This window comes from Mesorhizobium sp. B4-1-3 (assembly GCF_006439355.1).
Taxonomy (GTDB): domain Bacteria; phylum Pseudomonadota; class Alphaproteobacteria; order Rhizobiales; family Rhizobiaceae; genus Mesorhizobium.
In genome coordinates, this window is the sequence record NZ_VFTG01000004.1 from 309,425 (window position 1) to 328,688 (window position 19,264).

17 protein-coding genes and 1 pseudogene are annotated in these 19,264 nt (G+C 62.3%); 7 read left to right on the forward strand and 11 right to left on the reverse strand.

Going from position 1 to position 19,264, the window contains the following annotated elements; all coding sequences use genetic code 11:
- Nucleotides 1–7: 7 nt before the first annotated feature.
- Nucleotides 8–856 (reverse strand): RNA methyltransferase, encoded by an 849-nt coding sequence (locus FJW06_RS08345; protein WP_140750482.1) that lies wholly within the window; start codon nt 854–856, stop codon nt 8–10.
- A gap of 205 nt (nt 857–1,061) precedes the next feature.
- Between FJW06_RS08345 and FJW06_RS08350 the strand changes: the two genes are divergently transcribed.
- Both FJW06_RS08350 and FJW06_RS08355 read left to right on the forward strand, forming a co-directional pair.
- Nucleotides 1,062–2,273, forward strand: a complete 1,212-nt coding sequence (locus FJW06_RS08350) for an NADP-dependent isocitrate dehydrogenase (RefSeq protein WP_140750484.1) — start codon at nt 1,062–1,064, stop codon at nt 2,271–2,273.
- Nucleotides 2,274–2,353: 80 nt separating this feature from the next.
- Nucleotides 2,354–2,991 (forward strand): annotated as a pseudogene (locus FJW06_RS08355) (glutathione S-transferase family protein).
- A gap of 229 nt (nt 2,992–3,220) precedes the next feature.
- Here FJW06_RS08355 and alaS read toward each other — a convergent pair.
- Both alaS and recA read right to left on the reverse strand, forming a co-directional pair.
- Nucleotides 3,221–5,890, reverse strand: a complete 2,670-nt coding sequence (alaS, locus tag FJW06_RS08360) for an alanine--tRNA ligase (protein ID WP_140750486.1) — start codon at nt 5,888–5,890, stop codon at nt 3,221–3,223.
- Between the two features lie 439 nt (nt 5,891–6,329).
- Complete coding sequence (gene recA / locus FJW06_RS08365) at nt 6,330–7,427, reverse strand: recombinase RecA (RefSeq protein WP_140750488.1); 1,098 nt, start codon at nt 7,425–7,427, stop codon at nt 6,330–6,332.
- A gap of 202 nt (nt 7,428–7,629) precedes the next feature.
- Between recA and FJW06_RS08370 the strand changes: the two genes are divergently transcribed.
- The gene (locus tag FJW06_RS08370) at nt 7,630–8,517 is read left to right on the forward strand and encodes an IS1595 family transposase (protein WP_140750490.1); all 888 of its coding nucleotides are present in this window, start codon (nt 7,630–7,632) and stop codon (nt 8,515–8,517) included.
- Between the two features lie 38 nt (nt 8,518–8,555).
- On the opposite strand, the gene FJW06_RS08375 is transcribed toward FJW06_RS08370, so the two are convergent.
- Nucleotides 8,556–9,461 (reverse strand): hypothetical protein, encoded by a 906-nt coding sequence (locus FJW06_RS08375; protein ID WP_140750492.1) that lies wholly within the window; start codon nt 9,459–9,461, stop codon nt 8,556–8,558.
- Nucleotides 9,462–9,852: 391 nt separating this feature from the next.
- Between FJW06_RS08375 and FJW06_RS08380 the strand changes: the two genes are divergently transcribed.
- The gene (locus FJW06_RS08380; protein WP_140750494.1) at nt 9,853–10,791 is read left to right on the forward strand and encodes a carbohydrate kinase family protein; all 939 of its coding nucleotides are present in this window, start codon (nt 9,853–9,855) and stop codon (nt 10,789–10,791) included.
- A gap of 39 nt (nt 10,792–10,830) precedes the next feature.
- Nucleotides 10,831–11,748, forward strand: coding sequence for a pseudouridine-5'-phosphate glycosidase (locus tag FJW06_RS08385; protein ID WP_140750496.1), 918 nt, complete (start codon nt 10,831–10,833; stop codon nt 11,746–11,748).
- A 229-nt stretch (nt 11,749–11,977) separates the two neighbouring features.
- Here the strand turns inward: FJW06_RS08385 and FJW06_RS08395 are convergent, their stop codons facing one another.
- Complete coding sequence (locus FJW06_RS08395; RefSeq protein WP_140750498.1) at nt 11,978–12,301, reverse strand: TfoX/Sxy family protein; 324 nt, start codon at nt 12,299–12,301, stop codon at nt 11,978–11,980.
- Between the two features lie 89 nt (nt 12,302–12,390).
- On the opposite strand from FJW06_RS08395, the gene FJW06_RS08400 reads away from it, so the two are divergent.
- Nucleotides 12,391–12,888, forward strand: a complete 498-nt coding sequence (locus FJW06_RS08400; RefSeq protein WP_140750500.1) for a GFA family protein — start codon at nt 12,391–12,393, stop codon at nt 12,886–12,888.
- Between the two features lie 119 nt (nt 12,889–13,007).
- On the forward strand, nt 13,008–13,424 hold the full coding sequence (locus FJW06_RS08405) for a RidA family protein (RefSeq protein WP_246674558.1): 417 nt from the start codon (nt 13,008–13,010) through the stop codon (nt 13,422–13,424).
- 20 nt (nt 13,425–13,444) lie between these two features.
- Here the strand turns inward: FJW06_RS08405 and sufA are convergent, their stop codons facing one another.
- The 6 genes from sufA to sufB form a co-directional block, all read right to left on the reverse strand.
- Nucleotides 13,445–13,825 (reverse strand): Fe-S cluster assembly scaffold SufA, encoded by a 381-nt coding sequence (gene sufA / locus FJW06_RS08410; RefSeq protein ID WP_140750502.1) that lies wholly within the window; start codon nt 13,823–13,825, stop codon nt 13,445–13,447.
- 93 nt (nt 13,826–13,918) lie between these two features.
- On the reverse strand, nt 13,919–14,311 hold the full coding sequence (locus FJW06_RS08415) for an SUF system Fe-S cluster assembly protein (RefSeq protein ID WP_140750658.1): 393 nt from the start codon (nt 14,309–14,311) through the stop codon (nt 13,919–13,921).
- Nucleotides 14,312–14,316: 5 nt separating this feature from the next.
- Entirely contained in the window at nt 14,317–15,558 is a 1,242-nt protein-coding gene (locus FJW06_RS08420; protein ID WP_140750504.1) for a cysteine desulfurase, read from the reverse strand.
- 100 nt (nt 15,559–15,658) lie between these two features.
- Nucleotides 15,659–16,939: a Fe-S cluster assembly protein SufD gene (gene sufD / locus FJW06_RS08425; RefSeq protein ID WP_140750506.1), complete on the reverse strand. Its 1,281-nt coding sequence runs from the start codon at nt 16,937–16,939 to the stop codon at nt 15,659–15,661.
- Nucleotides 16,940–16,964: 25 nt separating this feature from the next.
- Nucleotides 16,965–17,720, reverse strand: a complete 756-nt coding sequence (gene sufC, locus FJW06_RS08430; protein WP_140750508.1) for a Fe-S cluster assembly ATPase SufC — start codon at nt 17,718–17,720, stop codon at nt 16,965–16,967.
- 25 nt (nt 17,721–17,745) lie between these two features.
- Nucleotides 17,746–19,263, reverse strand: coding sequence for a Fe-S cluster assembly protein SufB (sufB, locus tag FJW06_RS08435; RefSeq protein ID WP_140750510.1), 1,518 nt, complete (start codon nt 19,261–19,263; stop codon nt 17,746–17,748).
- Between the last annotated feature and the right edge of the window lies 1 nt (nt 19,264).

The following is a 19,264-nucleotide window of genomic DNA, read 5'->3' on the forward strand; positions in this document are numbered from 1 at the left end:
ATCGATCTTAACTTTCCTGGTCTTTGGCACGACTGCGCGCTCCGGCCGGCAACCGTCTTGGATCGTCACCGGGCGAGCCGTCGCCGCGCGGCATGGCCGGCGAGAACCGGTCGAGCGAGGAGATGATGCCGCGCAGGACCTTGAGCTCCGGCTCGGCGAAGCCAGCGCGCGTCAGCACGGCTCGCAGATTGTCGACCATCTTCGGCTTCTTTTCTTGAGGGCGAAAATAGCCGCGCGCTTCAAGTGCGTTCTCCAGATAAGCAAACAGGCTGTGCAGCTGCTCCTTGGTCGCCGGCACCAGTTCCGGTCCGGAGAAGTTGGTCTCAGTCTCGTCGGCGAGGCCTGACTTCATCCATTCATAGGACATCAAAAGCACCGCCTGGGCGATGTTGAGCGAGGAAAAACCGGGATCGACCGGGAAGGTGACGATCTCGTCGGCAAGGCCGACCTCGTCATTATAGAGGCCGAAGCGCTCGCGGCCGAACAGGATGCCGGTACGCTGGCCCGCTTCGACACGTGCCCTGAGCGCCCTGCCGGCTTCCACAGGACCGCGCACCGGCTTGAAGCCGTCGCGCTCGCGCGCCGTCGTGGCGAAGACGAAGTTGAGATCGGCAACCGCGGAGGCGAGATCGTCAAACACCGTGGTGGCGTCGATGACATGGTCGGCACGGCTGGCTGCCGCGCGCGCCTTCTCGCTCGGCCAGCCGTCGCGCGGATTGACAAGGCGCAGTTCCGACAGGCCGAAATTCGCCATGGCACGCGCGACCATGCCGATATTCTCGCCGAGCTGCGGCTCGACCAGGATGATCGCCGGTCCGGCGGAGGCTGTCTTGGCGGTATCTTCGGTGGCAGGCATGGTTATGGGTACCGTGGTTTGCGGCGTTTCGGCGTCCCCTGCCACATCCAGCCCGGAAAATGAAGCATTCACAACAGCGGCACCGTCAGCCCCGGCCCGGATCGTGGTTTGCGCGCCCAAAAAGCCTTTGATATACGCTCCGCATCCCCGGCCGAAACCATGCGGCAAGGCCGTTCAGACCCCCCAGCAACGAGGCATTCTTTCCATGGCGAAGATCAAGGTGGCGAACCCGGTCGTCGAACTCGACGGCGACGAGATGACCCGCATCATCTGGCAGTTCATCAAGGACAAGCTGATCCACCCCTATCTCGACCTGAAGCTTGAATATTACGACCTCGGCATCGAGAACCGCGACGCCACCAACGACCAGGTGACGATCGACTCGGCCAACGCCATCAAGAAATGGGGCGTCGGCGTGAAATGCGCGACCATCACCCCCGACGAAGCGCGCGTCGAGGAATTCAAGCTGAAGAAGATGTGGAAGTCGCCCAACGGCACCATCCGCAACATCCTCGGCGGCACCATCTTCCGCGAGCCGATCATCATGAAGAACGTGCCGCGCCTGGTGCCGGGCTGGACCAAGCCGATCGTCGTCGGTCGTCATGCCTTCGGCGACCAGTACCGCGCCACCGACTTCCGCTTCCCCGGCAAGGGCAAGCTGACGATCAAGTTCGTCGGCGAGGACGGCCAGGTGATCGAGCATGACGTCTATGATGCTCCCGGCGCCGGCGTGGCCATGGCCATGTACAATCTCGACGAGTCGATCCGCGAGTTCGCCCGCGCGTCGCTGAACTACGGCCTGCTGCGCAACTTCCCGGTCTATCTGTCGACCAAGAACACCATCCTCAAGGCCTATGACGGCCGCTTCAAGGACATTTTCCAGGAGGTCTATGAGAAGGAATTCGAGGCCGAGTTCAAGGCAAGGAAACTCTGGTACGAGCACCGCCTGATCGACGACATGGTCGCTTCCAGCCTGAAGTGGTCGGGCGGCTATGTGTGGGCCTGCAAGAACTATGACGGCGACGTGCAGTCGGATACCGTGGCGCAAGGCTTCGGCTCGCTCGGCCTGATGACCTCGGTGCTGATGACGCCGGACGGCAAGACGGTGGAAGCGGAAGCCGCGCACGGCACCGTCACCCGCCATTATCGCCAGCACCAGAAGGGTGAGGAAACCTCGACAAATTCGATCGCCTCGATCTTCGCCTGGACGCGCGGCCTCGCCCATCGCGCCAAGCTCGACGACAATGCCGAACTGAAGCGCTTCGCCGAGACGCTGGAGAAGGTCTGCATCCAGACCGTCGAGAGCGGCTTCATGACCAAGGACCTGTCGCTGCTGATCGGTCCCGACCAGCCCTGGCTGTCGACCACCGGCTTCCTCGACAAGATCGACGAGAATTTGCAGAAGGCGATGGGGTAATACCGAACCCCGGTAACGTCGAAGGCTCCGAAAGGAGCCTTCGCTTTTTTACGACGACGACGAGCAGAAGGAAGAGCTGATTGACGGCCAAGCCAACTCTCTACGGCGCCGACACAGCGTCTATGTGCGCATTGCGCGGATGGCGTTGCAGGAAAAGGGCGTCGACTACGAGCTCGTGCCGCTCGACATCTTCGCCGCCGAGGGCATTCCGGCCTGGTATCTGGAGCTTCACCCGTTCGGCCGCATCCCGGCCTTCGAGCATGACGGTTTTTGCCTGTTCGAGACCGGCGCCATCACACGCTATGTCGACGAAGGCTTTCCCGGCCCGGCCTTACAGCCTACTGATCCGCACCTTCGGGCGCGGATGAGCCAGATCATCGGCATGCTCGGCGCCTATGGCTACCGCGCCATGGTCTGGGACGTGGCGGTGGAGCGGCTCGAAACGACGCCGCCGGATGAAGCGTTGATCGCCAGCGGCCTCGCTCAGGCTGAGACAGTGCTGAAGGTTTTGACATCGCTGAAGGCGAAAGGACCTTGGCTGCTCGGCGAGCAACTGACGCTCGCCGACCTGCATGCGGCGCCGATCATCGCCTATTTCCTCAAGGTCGCGGAAGGGCGCGATCTGCTGGCGCGGTTTGTGGAAGTCTGGGATTGGTATGCGCGGATCGCTGATCGCACGAGCTTTGCGCGGACTGAAAAGGGCGCTTGGGCCGAGTGAACTTCCTCAACGCCGGCGCCGCCCCTCATTGCCCTGCTGGGCATTTCTCCCCGTAAAACGGGGAGAAAGAGGCTGGCCGCAACGCCGGCCCGTTTCTGCGAGGCTGACTATTGGCGAATAGCCGCGATGACAGCCCCTTCCCCCGTTCAACGGGGAGAAGATGCCGGCAGGCAGATGAGGGGCAGCGCCAACCCTTGTAGGAACCGGCCTACGCGCCAAGCCGCCCGACTTACGCCGCCTCGAGCGCCGCCTTCACCGCCGCGATCGCGTCGTTGGCCTTGGAGGCGTCGGGACCGCCGGCTTGCGCCATGTCGGGCCGGCCGCCGCCGCCCTGTCCGCCAAGCGCGGCGGACGCGACGCGGACCAGATCCACGGCGCTGAAGCGGCCAGTCAGGTCGTCGGTGACGCCGACGACGACGCTCGCTTTGTTGTCCTCGCCCGCGCCGACAAAGACCACCACGCCCGAGCCGAGCGTCTTCTTGCCGGCATCCGCCAGTGGCTTCAGGTCCTTCGGCGCCACGCCGCTGACCGCCTTGCCGAGGAAGCCGACGCCTGCGACCGTCTCATTCGCGGCCGGGGCATCGGCAACGGCAGAACCGCTGCCCAACGCCAGCTTCTTGCGCGCCTCGGTAAGCTCCTTCTCGAGCTTCTTGCGCTCCTCAAGCAATGTCTCGACGCGAGCCGGCACATCGGCTGGCGAGATCTTCAACGTCGCCGCCGCGGCCTTCAGCCGCCTGTCCTGCTCGTCGAGATGCTTGCGTGCCGCTTCGCCGGTCAGCGCCTCGATGCGGCGCACGCCGGCCGCCACCGCGCTGTCCGATAGGATGCGCACCAACCCGATATCGCCGGTCGACCTCACATGCGTGCCGCCGCAGAGCTCGACCGAGTAAGGACGGTTGGTCTTGGCGCCATGCAGGCCGGTGCCCATCGACACGACGCGCACCTCGTCGCCGTATTTCTCGCCGAACAGCGCCATCGCGCCCTCGGCAATGGCGTCGTCGACCGACATCAGCCGCGTCGTCACCGGGCTGTTCTGCACGACGATCTCGTTCGCCATGCGTTCGACCTCCTCGAGCTCGTTGGCCGAGATCGGCTTGTTGTGCGAAATGTCGAAGCGCAGGCGGTCGGGCGCGACCAGCGAGCCCTTCTGCGCGACATGGGTGCCCAGCACCTCGCGCAGCGCCTCGTGGATGAGATGCGTGGCGGAATGGTTGGCGCGCAGCTTCGAGCGGCGGGCATGATCGACCTTGAGCTCGACCGCCGCGCCCGTCCTGACCGTGCCTTTGGCAACCTTGCCCAGATGCACGAACAGGCCGTCGGCCTTCTTCTGCGTATCGGAAACCTCGATCGAGAAGCCCTCGCCGGAGATGACCCCGGTGTCACCCATCTGGCCGCCGGATTCGCCATAGAACGGCGTCTGGTTGACGACCACGGCGACCGCGTCGCCCTGGCTTGCGCTGTCGATCGTCTTGCCATCCTTGACCAGCGCCTGGACGATACCTTCGGCAGCTTCAGTCTCGTAGCCGAGGAACTCGGTCGCGCCGGTCTTTTCGCGCACCGAGAACCACACCGTCTCGGTCGCGGATTCGCCCGAGCCCGCCCAATGCGCGCGCGCCTCGGCCTTCTGCCGCTCCATCGCGTCGGTGAAGCCGGCGATATCGACCGAGATGCTGCGCTGGCGCAGCGCGTCCTGCGTCAGGTCGAGCGGGAAACCATAGGTGTCGTAGAGCTTGAAGGCCGTCTCGCCGTCCAGCATGTCGCCGGCTTTGAGCGTCTCGGTCGCGTCCGAAAGCAGGCCGAGGCCACGCACCAGCGTCTTGCGGAAACGTGTTTCCTCGAGCTTCAGCGTCTCGGTGATCAGCGCCTCGCCGCGCACCAGCTCGGGATAGGCCTGGCCCATCTCGCGCACCAGCGCCGGCACCAACTGCCACATCAGCGGCTCCTTCGCCCCGAGCAGCTGCGCGTGGCGCATGGCGCGGCGCATGATGCGGCGCAGCACATAGCCGCGCCCCTCATTGGAGGGTAGCACGCCGTCGGCCACCAGGAAGGAGGACGAGCGCAGATGATCGGCGATGACGCGGTAAGATGCCACGTTCTCCGTATTTGGCCCCTGACCGAGCGCCGAGGACGCGGCATCGATCAGATGCTTGAACAGGTCGGTCTCGAAGACGCTCTCGACGCCCTGCAGGATGGAGGCCATGCGCTCCAAGCCCATGCCCGTGTCGATCGAGGGACGCGGCAGGTCGATGCGCTCTTCCTTCGTCACCTGCTCATACTGCATGAACACCAGGTTCCAGAATTCCAGGAACCGGTCGCCGTCCTCTTCCGGGCTGCCGGGCGGTCCGCCCCAGATGTGCTCGCCGCGGTCGATGAAGATCTCCGAACACGGGCCGCACGGACCGGTGTCGCCCATCGCCCAGAAATTGTCCGAGGTAGGAATCCGGATGATGCGGTCGTCGGAAAAACCGGCGATCTTCTTCCAATAGCCAGCTGCCTCATCATCGGTGTGATAGACGGTGACGAGCAGCCTGTCCTTCTTCAGGCCAAAACCCTTGGTGATCAGATTCCAGGCAAGCTCGATCGCGCGCTCCTTGAAATAGTCGCCGAACGAGAAATTGCCCAGCATCTCGAAGAAGGTGAGATGGCGCGCGGTGTAGCCGACATTGTCGAGGTCGTTATGCTTGCCGCCGGCGCGCACGCTCTTCTGCGCGGTCGCGGCACGTGAATAGGAGCGCTTCTCCAGGCCGGTGAAGACGTTCTTGAACTGCACCATGCCGGCGTTGGTGAACATCAGCGTCGGATCGTTGCGCGGCACCAGCGGGCTGGAGGCGACGATCTCGTGGCCCTCCTTGCGGAAGTAGTCGAGGAATGTCGACCGGATGTCGTTCACGCCACTCATTGCACACTGCCTTTTTCGCAAGAACCGCCGGCCCGGCCGGCGGCAAATGGGCTTTGGTATTTCAGAAGATAGATGGGCCTTTTAGCGATAGCTCTTCAGCCTGTCCAGAAACACGGAGTTAGGCCACTAATGCATGTCGCCCAAAAGTGCGCAGCGGTTTTGGGAGAACGACATGCATCAAAACAAAGACTTAAAGCGCGTCGCCTGAATCCCTTTCAGCGCGACACGCTTTAAACGATCCGCCGGCCGCTCGACGCTACCCCGAAACGCAAAAACCGCCGGCGCGAGGGCCGGCGGTTCGGGTACGCAGTACTCAAGAACTCGATTACATAAGCATAATGCAATAAACCAGGATTGTGGCCGAACTCCGGCTAAGCCGGCGAATTGCTTTCGCTCAATCCCGAACAGGAAATCGCTGCGCGACCTTCCTGGGCCGGCCCTACATGGCACCGGCTTCGTCCTCAAAACCGTCGTCCCCGCCTTCGGAGCCGCCATTCTCAAGGAATTTCTCGGCGATCAGCCCGGCATTCTGCCGAAGCGCCATCTCGATCTCGCGCGCCGTATCGGGATTGTCGCGCAGGAACAGCTTGGCGTTCTCGCGACCCTGGCCGAGACGCTGCGAATTATAGGAGAACCAGGCGCCCGACTTCTCGACCACGCCCGCCTTGACCCCGAGATCGACGAGCTCGCCGGTCTTCGACACGCCCTCGCCATACATGATGTCGAACTCCACCACCTTGAAGGGCGGGGCCAGCTTGTTTTTGACCACCTTGACGCGGGTCTGGTTGCCGACGACCTCGTCGCGGTCCTTGACCGAGCCGATGCGGCGGATGTCGAGGCGCACCGAGGCGTAGAATTTCAGCGCGTTGCCGCCCGTGGTCGTCTCGGGCGAGCCGAACATGACGCCGATCTTCATGCGGATCTGGTTGATGAAGATGACCATGGTGTTGGAGCGCGAGATCGAGGCGGTCAGCTTGCGCAGCGCCTGGCTCATCAAACGAGCCTGGAGACCGGGCAGCGCGTCGCCCATCTCGCCTTCGATTTCTGCGCGCGGCGTCAGCGCCGCGACCGAGTCGACGACCAGAACGTCGATGGCCCCCGACCGCACCAGCGTGTCGCAAATTTCCAGCGCCTGCTCGCCGGTATCGGGCTGCGAGATCAAAAGGTTTTCCAGGTCGACGCCGAGCTTGCGGGCATAGACCGGATCGAGCGCATGCTCGGCATCGACAAAGGCGCAGATGCCGCCCTTCTTCTGCGCTTCGGCCACCGTGTGCAGCGCCAGCGTCGTCTTGCCCGAGCTTTCCGGCCCGTAGATTTCGATGATGCGGCCGCGCGGCAGGCCGCCGACGCCGAGCGCGATGTCGAGCCCGAGCGACCCGGTCGGCACGGTTTCGATCTCGACCACCTGCTCGTTGGCGCCGAGCCGCATGATCGAGCCCTTGCCGAAAGCGCGCTCGATTTGCGACAGCGCCGCATCCAGAGCCTTTGATTTGTCCACTGCCTTATCCTCTACAAGCCGCAAAGTATTCTGAGCCATGATACATCACCCCTTGGTCGTCAATGAAGGCCGGACAATCCGTGATCCCTGCCGATTTGTACCTTTTTTGTTCTCAGTTGGCAAGAGGAAACAAATATCTGAAAAACAACCGCTATCTGGATTTGTTCTATTTTTGTCTCACCAGGGGTAGTGCGGATGTATCCCCTTGAAACATGTAGCATGAAGTGCTATATGTTGTCGCATGAGCAAGGCCCCGAAACTCGAAACCCTCAAATCGTTCCTCGAACGCTTCCCCACGGATGATTCGTGCCTCGACCATCTGATGCAGACGCGTTACGGCAAGCGGCACACCTGCGCTAAGTGTGACAGGGAAGCGAACTTCCATCGTGTGAAGTCCCGTCGCTGCTACGAATGCGATTTCTGCGGCTATCAGGTCTACCCGACCGCTGGCACGCCGTTCGAAGCCACGCGCACTTCCTTGCGCGATTGGTTCACGGTCATGTTCCTGTTCTGCACGTCGCGCAACGGCGTGTCGGCCAAGGAAGTCCAGCGCACTATCGGCGTGACCTACAAGACCGCTTGGCGCATGTGCAACCTGATCCGCCAATACATGGGCTATGTCGATGGTGACGCGCCGCTTGGCGGTCGCGACGGCGGCATCGTTGAAGCCGACAAGATGTTCTATGGCGGCAAGGACAAGCAAGGCGAGGACGACAAGACGGTCGTATTCGGTGCTATCGAGCGTGGCGGCGAGGTCGTGACGACCATCTTGCCGGGTCGCGGCCGGAAATACGTTCTGCCGGCAATCTTCAAGTGGGTTAAGGACGGTTCGCGCATCGCAACGGATGAGGCTGGCGCGTTCCGTGAATTGTCAGAGCTTGGCTATCTGCACGGCACCGTGAACCATAGCGCGGGCGAGTATGTGAACGGCGCGGTTCACACGAACAACATCGAAGCTTTCTGGTCGCACGTTAAGCGTTCGATGCGCGGGACTTATGTTTCCGTTTCGAGGAAGTGGCTCCAGACTTACCTTTGGGAGTTCGAGTTCCGCCAGAACCTGCGGAAGAACCCTCATCTGATGCTGGACGCGCTTTTGCTTTCTTTCCCACGCCCAAGGGCGGACGTTTAGCCATAGCTTCGAGCAACCGCTCGAAGCGTGCGCTTTCGTCATTCATCATGGATTCGGACAAGATGGATCTCTGATGGTTCGAAGTCGAGGCCGACGCGTTTCGACACTAGCACTATGTCACCCTTAACGCGATCCCGACCCCAAAGTTGCTCTGGCGTCGCAGCGTCCATAAGTTTCATCCTTAGCCGTTTGTCGTGAAGGCCAACGGGAACCGCTGCCCAGCCCGATGCTTCGCGGTCTTTGTCCTGAGCATGGATTTCAAGCGTCACGTCGTCATGGTGCCGCGACTTTTCAGTTTGGGCGGCATCTTGATATGCATAGTCCATGGGAGCGTCGGCAACGGTGCTGCTATCGATGGTCGTGTCGTTTACCAGGATCGGGGCATTTGCCTGTTTCTTGCTGGGCATAAAGAACTTCACGGCGCTGTCGCCAAGCTGCTTTATCCGCGATTTGACACCATAGCGCTTGTCGAGGAACGCCTTTACGTCCTTTTCAGACCTGCCGGAGCGCTGGGCTAAATCCTTGATAAGCGCTCTCTTGAAAAGTTGCGTTGGTGTGTCGTGCACCTTACCCAGCACGAGTTTCTGGACGAAATCCGCGCCATAGACGATAGCAACCAACGCCAAGATGACGAGTAGTGTGTCGGCATTGGCCGGAACCTGATATCCAGTTTGGTCGTGTATCAACTGTGGAAGCTCCTGCCGCAGTTCATCCTGAAACAGGGCAAAGAGCCCAACGGCCAAAATTTCCTTCAGGCTCCCGGTTGAGATTTGCTGAACGCGAACGTCCACCTTTAGAACGGTCAATCCCGGAACGAAGTTTTCGAGGTTCTTTCCGGCTTCCTCCAAGACCCGTTGGAGTGCGAGCAAACTGTTTATTATTTCCGGGATCGGAACGGACGCCGCCGTTTGATATTCGACCTTGAACGGTATTTGAATTTCCATCTGATCCCCCCAACGCAACAATAGCGTATAGGATCAGACCTTCACTCGGATGTGGAGTCTGATTCGAGAGGGGATCGTCTGCGGACTCGGTCATCGCCGAGAAGTATGTCACATCTCGCTATTTCGATTCACATGTTCGAAGGGGATACATCCGGGGTAGTGCAAAACCAGAACCACTGGTCCAGAAGAGATTTCTATGTCCGGCCGTCCGAATCGCGACCCGGTTACGGGTGACCCGGGGACATCCAGAGCAATTCCAGGAAAAGTGCATAGCGGTTTTCCGTCCGGAATTGCGCAAGAAAAAAGATTTAGAGCGGTTCAGCGATTCCGTGAAGCTCTGAACCGCTCTAGTGTGCGCAGCCGCACGATCAACGGAAGTCACCGGTCTCAAATGCCAACATCCCCAAGAATCCTGGCGCTGGGCGGCGCCCATATCGACCGGCGCGGCCAGGTCTCGGGCATTTATGTGCCCGCTGCCTCCAACCCCGGCATGATGCGCGAGGATGTCGGCGGCGTCGTTTTCAACGCGCTGCGCAGTGTGGTGAAGCGCGGCGTGTCGGCCTCGCTGATATCCGTGCGCGGCGGCGACGCGGCGGCGGACGCGGTCGCCTCGGCGATCGACAACGCCGGCATAGCGGACCTCTCGGTCGTGTTCCTCGACCGCACGACCCCGAGCTATACGGCGCTGATCGACGCCGAGGGCGAATTGATTGTCGGACTGGCCGACATGGCGCTCTATGACCTCGCCTTTCCCAAGCAGATAATGCGTTCCAAGGTGCGCGAGGCGATCGCCGCCGCCGACGCGATCCTGTGCGACGCCAACCTGCCGACGGGGGCGCTGGAGCGCCTGATGGCGTTGGCCGGCGGCAGGCCGGTCTTCGCCATCGCCGTCTCGCCGGCCAAGGTCGTCCGGCTGGCGCCGCTGCTCGACAAGCTGTCGCTGCTTTTCATGAACCGCCGCGAAGCCGCTGCGCTGGTCGGCACCGAACTGTGGGGCAAGCCCCTTGTCGACGCGCTCAGGCGGGTTGGCCTGAATTCCGGCGTGGTTACAGCGGGCAGCGCCCCGGTGCTGGGCTTCGACGGCGCCGGCATCTTTGAAATCGACCCGCCCACGCCGCGCCAGGTCGCCGACGTGACCGGCGCCGGTGACGCCTTGACCGGCGCGACGGTCGCTGCCCTGCTGCGCGGCCTGCCGCTGCACGCCGCGCTGCGCGAGGGCATTGCGGCGGCAATGCTAGCCATAGAGAGCCCCGAAGCCGTGCCATCCTTCACGAGCGCCGACTTCGCCCAGGCGCTTGCCCTTGTGCCGGAGGCACGGGAGATGGCATAGGGCCACCCACCATCCACTTCCTCCTTGTCGGAGACAGCCATGCCCCCGGAAACCGCCCGCCCCTTCATCGACATCCATCCGCCCGTGGCGGAGGCGCTCGCCGCCGGCCGGCCGGTGGTGGCGCTGGAAAGCACCATCATCACCCATGGCATGCCCTACCCCGACAATGGCGCGATGGCCGCCAAGGTAGAGCAGATCATCATCAACGGCGGCGCGGTGCCGGCGACGATCGCCGTGGTCGACGGCCGCATCAAGGTCGGCCTGTCCGACGGCGAGCGCGAATCGCTTGCCATGACGGGTGACGCCATGAAGCTGTCGCGCGCCGATCTCGGCTTCGCGGTTGCGCAAAAGCGCACGGGCGGCACCACGGTTGCGGCCACGATGATCGCCGCCCACATGGCCGGCATAAAAGTCTTCGCCACCGGCGGCATCGGCGGCGTCCACAAGGGCGCGGAGAAAAGCTTCGACATATCGGCCGACCTCGACGAGCTGGCGCGCACGCCGGTCATTGTCGTTTCAGCCGGCGCCAAGGCGATCCTCGATATCGAAAAGACGCTGGAAGTGCTGGAGACACGCGGCGTGCCGGTCATCGGCTACGGCTGCGAGACGATGCCGGCCTTCTGGTCGAGGCAGTCGCCCTTCCGCGCGCCGCTGACGCTGCAGGCGCCTGAGGATATCGCGCATTTCTACCGCACGCGCCTGGCGCTGTGCCTGGGCGGCGGCATCCTGGTCGCCAACCCGGTGCCGCGGAATAACGAGATTCCGGCCGACGAAATGGCCGGCTATATCGACGCCGCGCAGAAAGCCGCCGAGGCGCAGAACGTCACCGGCAAGGGGGTGACGCCCTTCCTCTTGTCGAAGATCCTGGAACTCACCGGCGGCCGCAGCCTCAAGACCAACATCGCGCTGGTCGAGAACAATGCGCGGCTGGCGGCGGAGATCGCCAAGGCGTTGTAGGGCGACGGCAGCGATAGCAAAAGCGAGCGCCGCGTTCCGTCACCCCCTCTGTCCTGCCGGACATCTCCCTCGTAAAGGTCCGCAAAGGGAGGAGATTGGCAGCTTCATCGAAGGCGCTCTTCTTGCAATGTTGGCGATTAACGAAAGCCAGCGCGACAGCTGATCTTCCCCCCTGCGGAGGAGATGGCCGGCAGGCCAGAGGGGGCTGTCCCTCCAGCATTCCTAGGTTTCACTTCCCCGCCCGCCTTCCCGCCTCATATGCGCGCCGCGCCCACACCGCCATTTCGTCGGGATCGTCGAAAGCCTCGTCGGGAACGCTCCAATAGGGCATCGCCACCGCCTTGCCGTGGCGCGAGCCGGTATAGGTCCACTGGCGGCAGCCCGCGGCCTCGAAATCGGGAATGGTTTCCCCGTCCGCCTTGAGCATCAGCTCGCCGCGCACGACGACCGCGACGATGACGCCGTCGCAATAGATGCCCTTGCCGCCGAACAGTTTGCGGATGCTGATCGGACCCAGGCTTTCGAACAGTTCTTCAAGGCGCGCATTATCCATGCCGCGATCATCTCATCCGTCACCGGCCTTGTCATCGCCGCAACCAAAAGCATGCTGACAGGTTGAAACCTGGAAACGGAGCTCCCCCCATGCCCATGCTGCTCAAAGGCTGCTGCCGCTGCGGCGCCGTCCGCTTTGAGGTGGAGAGCCACACGCCAGTGCCCTTCATGCTCTGCTACTGCTCGATCTGCCGCAAGCAGCAGGGCGGCGGCGGCTTCGCCATCAATCTCGGCGCCGACTACGAGACGATGAACGTCAGGGGCAAGCGCAGCCTCGGCGTCTATCGCGCCGAAATCGAGGATGACGAGCATCCGCATTGCGAGGTCTCGACCGGCGAGCGCAATTTCTGCCGGAAATGCGGCTCGGCGCTTTGGCTCTACGATCCGACCTGGCCGGACCTCGTGCATCCTTTCGCCTCGGCGATCGACACCGACCTGCCGAAACCGCCGGAAAAGGTGCATCTGATGCTGAAGTACAAGGCGAACTGGGTCGAGCCGGTCATCGGCAACAACGACAAGGTGTTCGACGTCTATCCGGAGGAATCGATCGCCGACTGGCACAAGCGGACTGGGATGTGGGTTGATTAGGCAATTTCAGAAAAACTGCGCAGCGGTTTTCCGCCCGGAATTGCATCAGGAAAACCATCTGGCGACAGGAGACCGAAATGAATCTCACAACGCACAAGAAATTCAAAGGCGATCGTTTGATGCCTTGGGGCAAGGGCACGGTCGTCTCGGATGCGAAGGGATATGTTTTCCTGTCCGGCAACACCGCCACGGTCGACGACTACGATCCGTCGAAACACCAAGGCGGCGCTGTCGGCGACGCGGCAACGCAGTGGCGCGAAATCCTGGCCAACATCAAGTCGGATTTGGAGGAACTTGGCAGCTCGCTCGACCATCTGGTCAAGGTGACGTTTTACGTCAAAGGGCCTTTTCCGTCCGGTGGCGTTCTCAGCTCACCCAATTTTCGTCTGGACGTGTTGGACGAATTCTTCGCCGAACATTGCCCGAAGCACTGCAGTTACAACAATCCGCCGCCATCGGAGGTAATCGGTGTCGCCGCCTTGGCGCAGCCCGACCTTGTTGTGGAACTTGTCGTCATCGCTGCGTTGCCGGACTGAGCGGGAGCATTGGCGCCTGATCAGGCCGAGGCGCGTGCCTCGGCAAGCGCCTTGAGGTCGGCAGGCTTCAGCTCGACGGATTCACCGCAGCCGCAGGCCGAGCTCTGGTTCGGATTCTTGAAGGTGAAGCCGGTACGCAGCGTCGTCTGCTCGAAATCCATCTCGGTGCCGAACAGGAAGAGCGCGGCTTCCGGCGCCACATAGACATGCGCGTCGTCACGCTCGATATGGTCGTCCTTGGGGTTCGGCTCGGTCACCAGGTCGATGGTGTATTCCATGCCGGCGCAGCCGCCCTTTTTGATACCGAGCCGGATGCCATGCGCACCTTCGCGCGTGGCGACGATCTCGCGCACGCGGTCGGCGGCCTTGTCGGTCATCGTGATGACGGCGAAGCGTCCCATTTTTTCTTTCTCCATTCCATGCAGGTTCAAGGCCTGCCGAATGATTCTCACCTAAAATGGTGAAGTTTTACAAATGGCGCAAGGGTATCGGCCTCAGTACCATCCAACCGCGACCTGCGCCTCTTCCGACATGCGATCGGGCGTCCACGGCGGATCGAACACCATGTTGACCTCGACGCCGGACACGCCTTCGACGGCGCCGACGGCGTTCTCGACCCATCCGGGCATTTCGCCCGCTACCGGGCAGCCGGGCGCGGTCAGCGTCATGTCGATCTTGACCGACCGGTCGTCCTCGATGTCGATCTTGTAGACGAGGCCGAGCTCATAGATGTCGGCCGGGATTTCCGGGTCGTAAACAGTCTTCAGCGCCGAGACGATGTCGTCGGTCAGCCGCGCCAGCTCATCGGCGGGAATAGCCGAGGCCGAGACGATGCCGTTGGCAGCCGTTTCCGGAACGGTCTCTGCGGTCGCGCTCACATCGTCCATCATCATCACCCGAAGAATTTCCGCGCCTTTTCCAGCGCCTCGGCCAAAGCGTCGACTTCGGCCCTGGTATTATACATGCCGAACGATGCCCTGCATGTGGAGGTGACGCCGAAGCGTTTCAACAGCGGCTGGGCGCAATGCGTGCCCGCGCGGACGGCAACACCCTGCCGGTCGATCACCATCGACACGTCATGCGCATGGATACCTTGCAATTCGAACGAGATGATGGCGCCCTTGCCCGGCGCGTCGCCGAAGATACGCAGCGAGTTGATGGCCCTGAGCCGCTCATGCGCGTACGCCTTGAGGTCCGCCTCGTGCGCGGCGATACGCTCGCGGCCGACCCTGTCCATATAGTCGAGCGCGGCGCCCAGGCCGATCGCCTGGACAATCGGCGGCGTGCCGGCCTCGAAGCGGTGCGGCGGCTCGTTATAGGTGACGATGTCCTCCGTCACCTCTTCGATCATCTCGCCGCCGCCCATGAAGGGCCGCATTTCCTCCAGCCTGTCCTTCTTGCCGTAGAGCACGCCGATGCCCGACGGGCCGTAGACCTTGTGTCCCGTGAAGACGAAGAAATCGCAGTCGAGGTCCTGCACGTCGATCGGCATGTGAACCGCGCTCTGGCTGCCGTCGACCAGGACAGGAATTCCACGCGAATGCGCAATGCGCACGATCTCCTTGATCGGCGTCACCGTGCCCAGCGCGTTGGACATCTGGGTGATGGCGACGAGCTTCGTGCGCGAGGTCAGCCGCTTTTCGAATTCCTCGATATGGAAGGCGCCGAGATCGTCGACCGGCACCCAGATGAGCTTCGCGCCCTGCCGCTCGCGGATGAAATGCCACGGCACAATGTTGGAATGATGCTCCATGATCGACAGCACGATCTCGTCGCCCTCGCCGATCCTCGGCATGCCCCAGCCATAGGCGACCGTGTTGATCGCCGCGGTGGTGTTGGAGCTGAAGACGATGTTGTCCGTGCTCGGCGCGTTGAGAAACCGCTGCACCGACTTGCGCGCATTCTCATACGCGTCAGTCGCGGCGTTCGACAGGAAATGCAGCCCGCGGTGGACGTTGGCGTATTCCTGCGAATAGGCGTGCTGGATGGTGTCGAGCACCACCTGCGGCTTCTGCGCCGAGGCGCCATTGTCGAGATAGACCAGCGGCTTGCCGTAGACCTGGCGCGCCAGGATCGGGAAGTCTCGGCGGATCGCCTCGACGTCATAGGGAGTGGTTTCGATCTTCTGGTCCATTTCGAAGTCCTTGCCGGCCAAGGCCGCGATCCTTCCAACACCCCTCATCCGTCCGAGCTTCGCTCGGCCACCTTCTCCCACAAGGGAGAAGGAAAGGCGCCTACCCGTGCGTCGAAAACCAGCCGTCGAGCCGCGCTTCGAGCGCTTCGACCAGCGCCTCGTCGTCCAGTTCCTCGATCACTTCGGCGACGAAAGCCTTCACCAGCAGGCCCCGCGCCGACTTCTCGTCGATACCGCGCGCCATCAGGTAAAACAGATGGTTGTGGTCGATCTCGGTGACCGTCGCGCCATGGCCGCAGACCACGTCGTCCGCGAAGATCTCCAGCTCCGGCTTGGTCGAGAACTCGCCGTCGTCGGATAGAAGCAACGTGTTGCAGGCCATCTTGGCGTTGGTCTTCTGCGCGTATTGATGCACGTTGATGCGGCCCTGGAAGACGCCGCGCGCTTTGCCGGTCACCACGTTGCGGATCACTTCCGTCGACGTCGTGTGCGGCACGGCATGGTCGAGCACCATGGTGGTGTCGGTATGCGTGTCGCCGGCGAGAAGATTGATGCCGCGCAATTTGAAATCGGCGCCCTCGCCTGTCGTCCTGACGACGACCTCCTGGCGAACGAGCTTGCCGCCGGCATTCATCACGAACAGCGTCAGCTTCGCGTCCTTGCCGATATGCGCCTTGAACTGGGCGAGATGCGTGGCCGTGTCCGGCTGTTCCTGCACGATCAGCCAGATCACTTCCGCGCCGTCGCCGACCACGAGCTGGCCGACCGATGAGATGAGCGCCTCGCCGTCTTCGCTTGCCTCGCCCGTCTGGCGCTCGACGACGACCGCCTTGGCGCCGGCCCCGACACGCGCCAACAGCCGGACATGCGACTGGCCACCGGCCTGCAGGTTCTGCAGTTCGACCGGCTTTTCCAGCTCGGCGCCGTCGGCGATGTCGACGAAATAACCGTCGGCGACGAAAGCCGTGTTCAGCGCGCCGATCGCGTCGTCACTGCCATAGGGATCCAGCCCGGGCGCTACGCTGCCGTCGGTCAGCTTTTCCGACAGGCGCTGCACCGCGACGCCTTCGATCTCCGGCAGCTTCGTCTGCGAGACGCCGTTCAGGACCGGCAGGACCGCCGAGCCTTCAAGGATCGGCGCCAGCGCCTTGGCCACGGCTCCAGCTTCGAAAGCCGGCACCTTGGTCAGTAACCGGCGAAGGTCCGTGTAGTGCCAGGATTCGACGCGCCGCGTCGGCAGGCCGTGCTTGATCGCCTCGATCGCGTCGTCGCGCTTGACCATCACCGCGCCGTCGCCGGGCAGCAGCGACAGCCGCTCGCCGAAGGCATCGATCAGCGCCGTCTCGGCCAATGTCCGCTGGGGCTGTGCGTGCATGTTCATCGTTCTTGCCTCGACCGCTCCCATCTCACGCGGCTTGCCCGATCACGCCGGCATAGCCGTTGGCTTCAAGATCGAGCGCCAGCGACTTGTCGCCCGACTTGATGACCTGGCCCTTGTAGAGCACGTGCACCGAGTCCGGCACGATGTGCTCGAGCAGGCGCTGGTAGTGGGTGATGACGACGATGGCGCGGTCCGCCGAGCGTAGCGCGTTAACGCCGTCCGAGACGATCTTCAGCGCGTCGATGTCGAGGCCGGAATCAGTCTCGTCGAGCACGCAAAGCTTTGGTTCCAACAGCTTCATCTGCAGGATCTCGGCGCGCTTCTTCTCGCCGCCCGAGAAGCCGACATTGAGCGGCCGCTTCAGCATGTTCATGTCCATGCTGAGCGAGGCAGCAGCCTCCTTCACGCGCTTCAGGAATTCCGGAACCTTCAGCGGCTCCTCGCCGCGCGCCTTGCGCTGCTCGTTCATCGCCACTTTGAGGAATTCCATGGTCGCCACGCCCGGTATCTCCATCGGATACTGGAAGGCGAGAAAGATGCCGGCGGTGGCGCGCTCGGCCGGATCCATTTCGAGGATCGACTGGCCGTTATAGAGGATGTCGCCCTCAGTCACCTCATAGTCCTCGCGGCCGGCGAGGATATAGGAAAGCGTCGACTTGCCCGAGCCGTTCGGGCCCATAATGGCGGCCACCTCGCCGGCTTTCACCGTCAGGTTCAGGCCGCGGATGATCTCGGTGCCGTCGTCGACGATGCGGGCGTGCAAATTCTTGATCTCAAGCATATTTTTTTCCTGAATATTTTTGCGGTCAGCCGACCGAACCCTCGAGGCTGATGCCGATCAGCTTCTGCGCTTCAACGGCAAACTCCATCGGCAGCTGTTGGATGACATCCTTGACGAAGCCGTTGACGATCAGCGCGATCGCTTCCTCTTCGGGGATGCCGCGCTGCATGACGTAGAACTTCTGGTCCTCGGAGATCTTCGACGTCGTCGCCTCGTGCTCGAACTTCGCCGTCGCGTTCTTGGCTTCCATGTAAGGCACGGTGTGCGCGCCGCACTGGTCGCCGATCAGCAGCGAATCGCAATTGGTGAAGTTGCGCGCGTTGGTTGCCTTGCGATGCGCCGAGACCTGGCCGCGATAGGTGTTCTGCGAGAAACCGGCGGCGATGCCCTTGGAGATGATGCGGCTTGACGTGTTCTTGCCGAGATGGATCATCTTGGTGCCGCTATCGACCTGCTGATAGCCGTTCGACACCGCGATCGAATAGAACTCGCCGCTGGAATCGTCGCCACGCAGGATGCAGCTCGGATATTTCCAGGTGATGGCCGAGCCGGTCTCGACCTGCGTCCATGAGATTTTCGAGCGGTCGCCGCGGCAGTCGCCGCGCTTGGTGACGAAATTATAGATGCCGCCCTTGCCCTCGGCGTCGCCGGGATACCAGTTCTGCACCGTCGAATATTTGATCTCGGCATCGTCAAGCGCGATCAGCTCGACCACCGCGGCGTGCAATTGGTTCTCGTCGCGCTGCGGCGCCGTGCAGCCTTCCAGATAGGAGACATAGGCCCCCTCCTCGGCGATGATCAGCGTGCGCTCGAACTGGCCGGTGTTCTTCTCGTTGATGCGGAAATAGGTCGACAGTTCCATCGGGCAGCGAACACCCTTCGGCACGAAGACGAACGAGCCGTCGGTGAACACGGCCGAATTCAGCGTCGCATAGAAATTGTCGGAGGTCGGCACGACCGAGCCGAGATATTTCTTCACCAGTTCGGGATGCTCGCGAATGGCTTCCGAGATCGAGCAGAAGATGACGCCGGCCTGCGCCAGTTCCTTCTTGAAGGTGGTGACCACCGAGACGGAATCGAACACCGCGTCGACCGCGACCCGGCCCGACTTGTAGACGTTGTCGCCCGCCTCCTCGAGTTCCGACGCGTCGGTCTTCTGCACGCCGGCAAGAATTTCCTGCTCCTTGAGCGGAATGCCGAGCTTCTCGTAGACCTTGAGCAATTCGGGATCGACCTCGCTCAGCGACTTCGGCCCCGGCGTGCTCTTCGGCGCGGCGTAGTAGTGGATGTCCTGGAAATCGATCTTCGGATAGTGGACACGCGCCCAGGTCGGCTCTTCCAGCGTCAGCCAGCGGCGATAGGCCCCGAGACGCCATTCCAGCATCCAGTCCGGCTCGCCCTTCTTCTCGGAGATCAGACGGATGATGTCCTCGTTCAGGCCCTTGGGAGCCTTATCCATCTCGATCTCTGTCTGGAATCCGTATTTATACTGGTCGACGTCGATCTTTCGGACTCGATCGATCGTCTCCTGCACAGCAGGCATA

Bases quoted from the DNA above. Each gene is read 5' to 3' on its own strand.
- FJW06_RS08345 (WP_140750482.1), bottom strand. From the start codon at position 856: ATGCCTGCCACCGAAGATACCGCCAAGACAGCCTCCGCCGGACCGGCG.
- FJW06_RS08350 (WP_140750484.1), top strand. From the start codon at position 1,062: ATGGCGAAGATCAAGGTGGCGAACCCGGTCGTCGAACTCGACGGCGAC.
- alaS (WP_140750486.1), bottom strand. From the start codon at position 5,890: ATGAGTGGCGTGAACGACATCCGGTCGACATTCCTCGACTACTTCCGC.
- recA (WP_140750488.1), bottom strand. From the start codon at position 7,427: ATGGCTCAGAATACTTTGCGGCTTGTAGAGGATAAGGCAGTGGACAAA.
- FJW06_RS08370 (WP_140750490.1), top strand. From the start codon at position 7,630: ATGAGCAAGGCCCCGAAACTCGAAACCCTCAAATCGTTCCTCGAACGC.
- FJW06_RS08375 (WP_140750492.1), bottom strand. From the start codon at position 9,461: ATGGAAATTCAAATACCGTTCAAGGTCGAATATCAAACGGCGGCGTCC.
- FJW06_RS08380 (WP_140750494.1), top strand. From the start codon at position 9,853: ATGCCAACATCCCCAAGAATCCTGGCGCTGGGCGGCGCCCATATCGAC.
- FJW06_RS08385 (WP_140750496.1), top strand. From the start codon at position 10,831: ATGCCCCCGGAAACCGCCCGCCCCTTCATCGACATCCATCCGCCCGTG.
- FJW06_RS08395 (WP_140750498.1), bottom strand. From the start codon at position 12,301: ATGGATAATGCGCGCCTTGAAGAACTGTTCGAAAGCCTGGGTCCGATC.
- FJW06_RS08400 (WP_140750500.1), top strand. From the start codon at position 12,391: ATGCCCATGCTGCTCAAAGGCTGCTGCCGCTGCGGCGCCGTCCGCTTT.
- FJW06_RS08405 (WP_246674558.1), top strand. From the start codon at position 13,008: ATGCCTTGGGGCAAGGGCACGGTCGTCTCGGATGCGAAGGGATATGTT.
- sufA (WP_140750502.1), bottom strand. From the start codon at position 13,825: ATGGGACGCTTCGCCGTCATCACGATGACCGACAAGGCCGCCGACCGC.
- FJW06_RS08415 (WP_140750658.1), bottom strand. From the start codon at position 14,311: ATGGACGATGTGAGCGCGACCGCAGAGACCGTTCCGGAAACGGCTGCC.
- FJW06_RS08420 (WP_140750504.1), bottom strand. From the start codon at position 15,558: ATGGACCAGAAGATCGAAACCACTCCCTATGACGTCGAGGCGATCCGC.
- sufD (WP_140750506.1), bottom strand. From the start codon at position 16,939: ATGAACATGCACGCACAGCCCCAGCGGACATTGGCCGAGACGGCGCTG.
- sufC (WP_140750508.1), bottom strand. From the start codon at position 17,720: ATGCTTGAGATCAAGAATTTGCACGCCCGCATCGTCGACGACGGCACC.
- sufB (WP_140750510.1), bottom strand. From the start codon at position 19,263: ATGCCTGCTGTGCAGGAGACGATCGATCGAGTCCGAAAGATCGACGTC.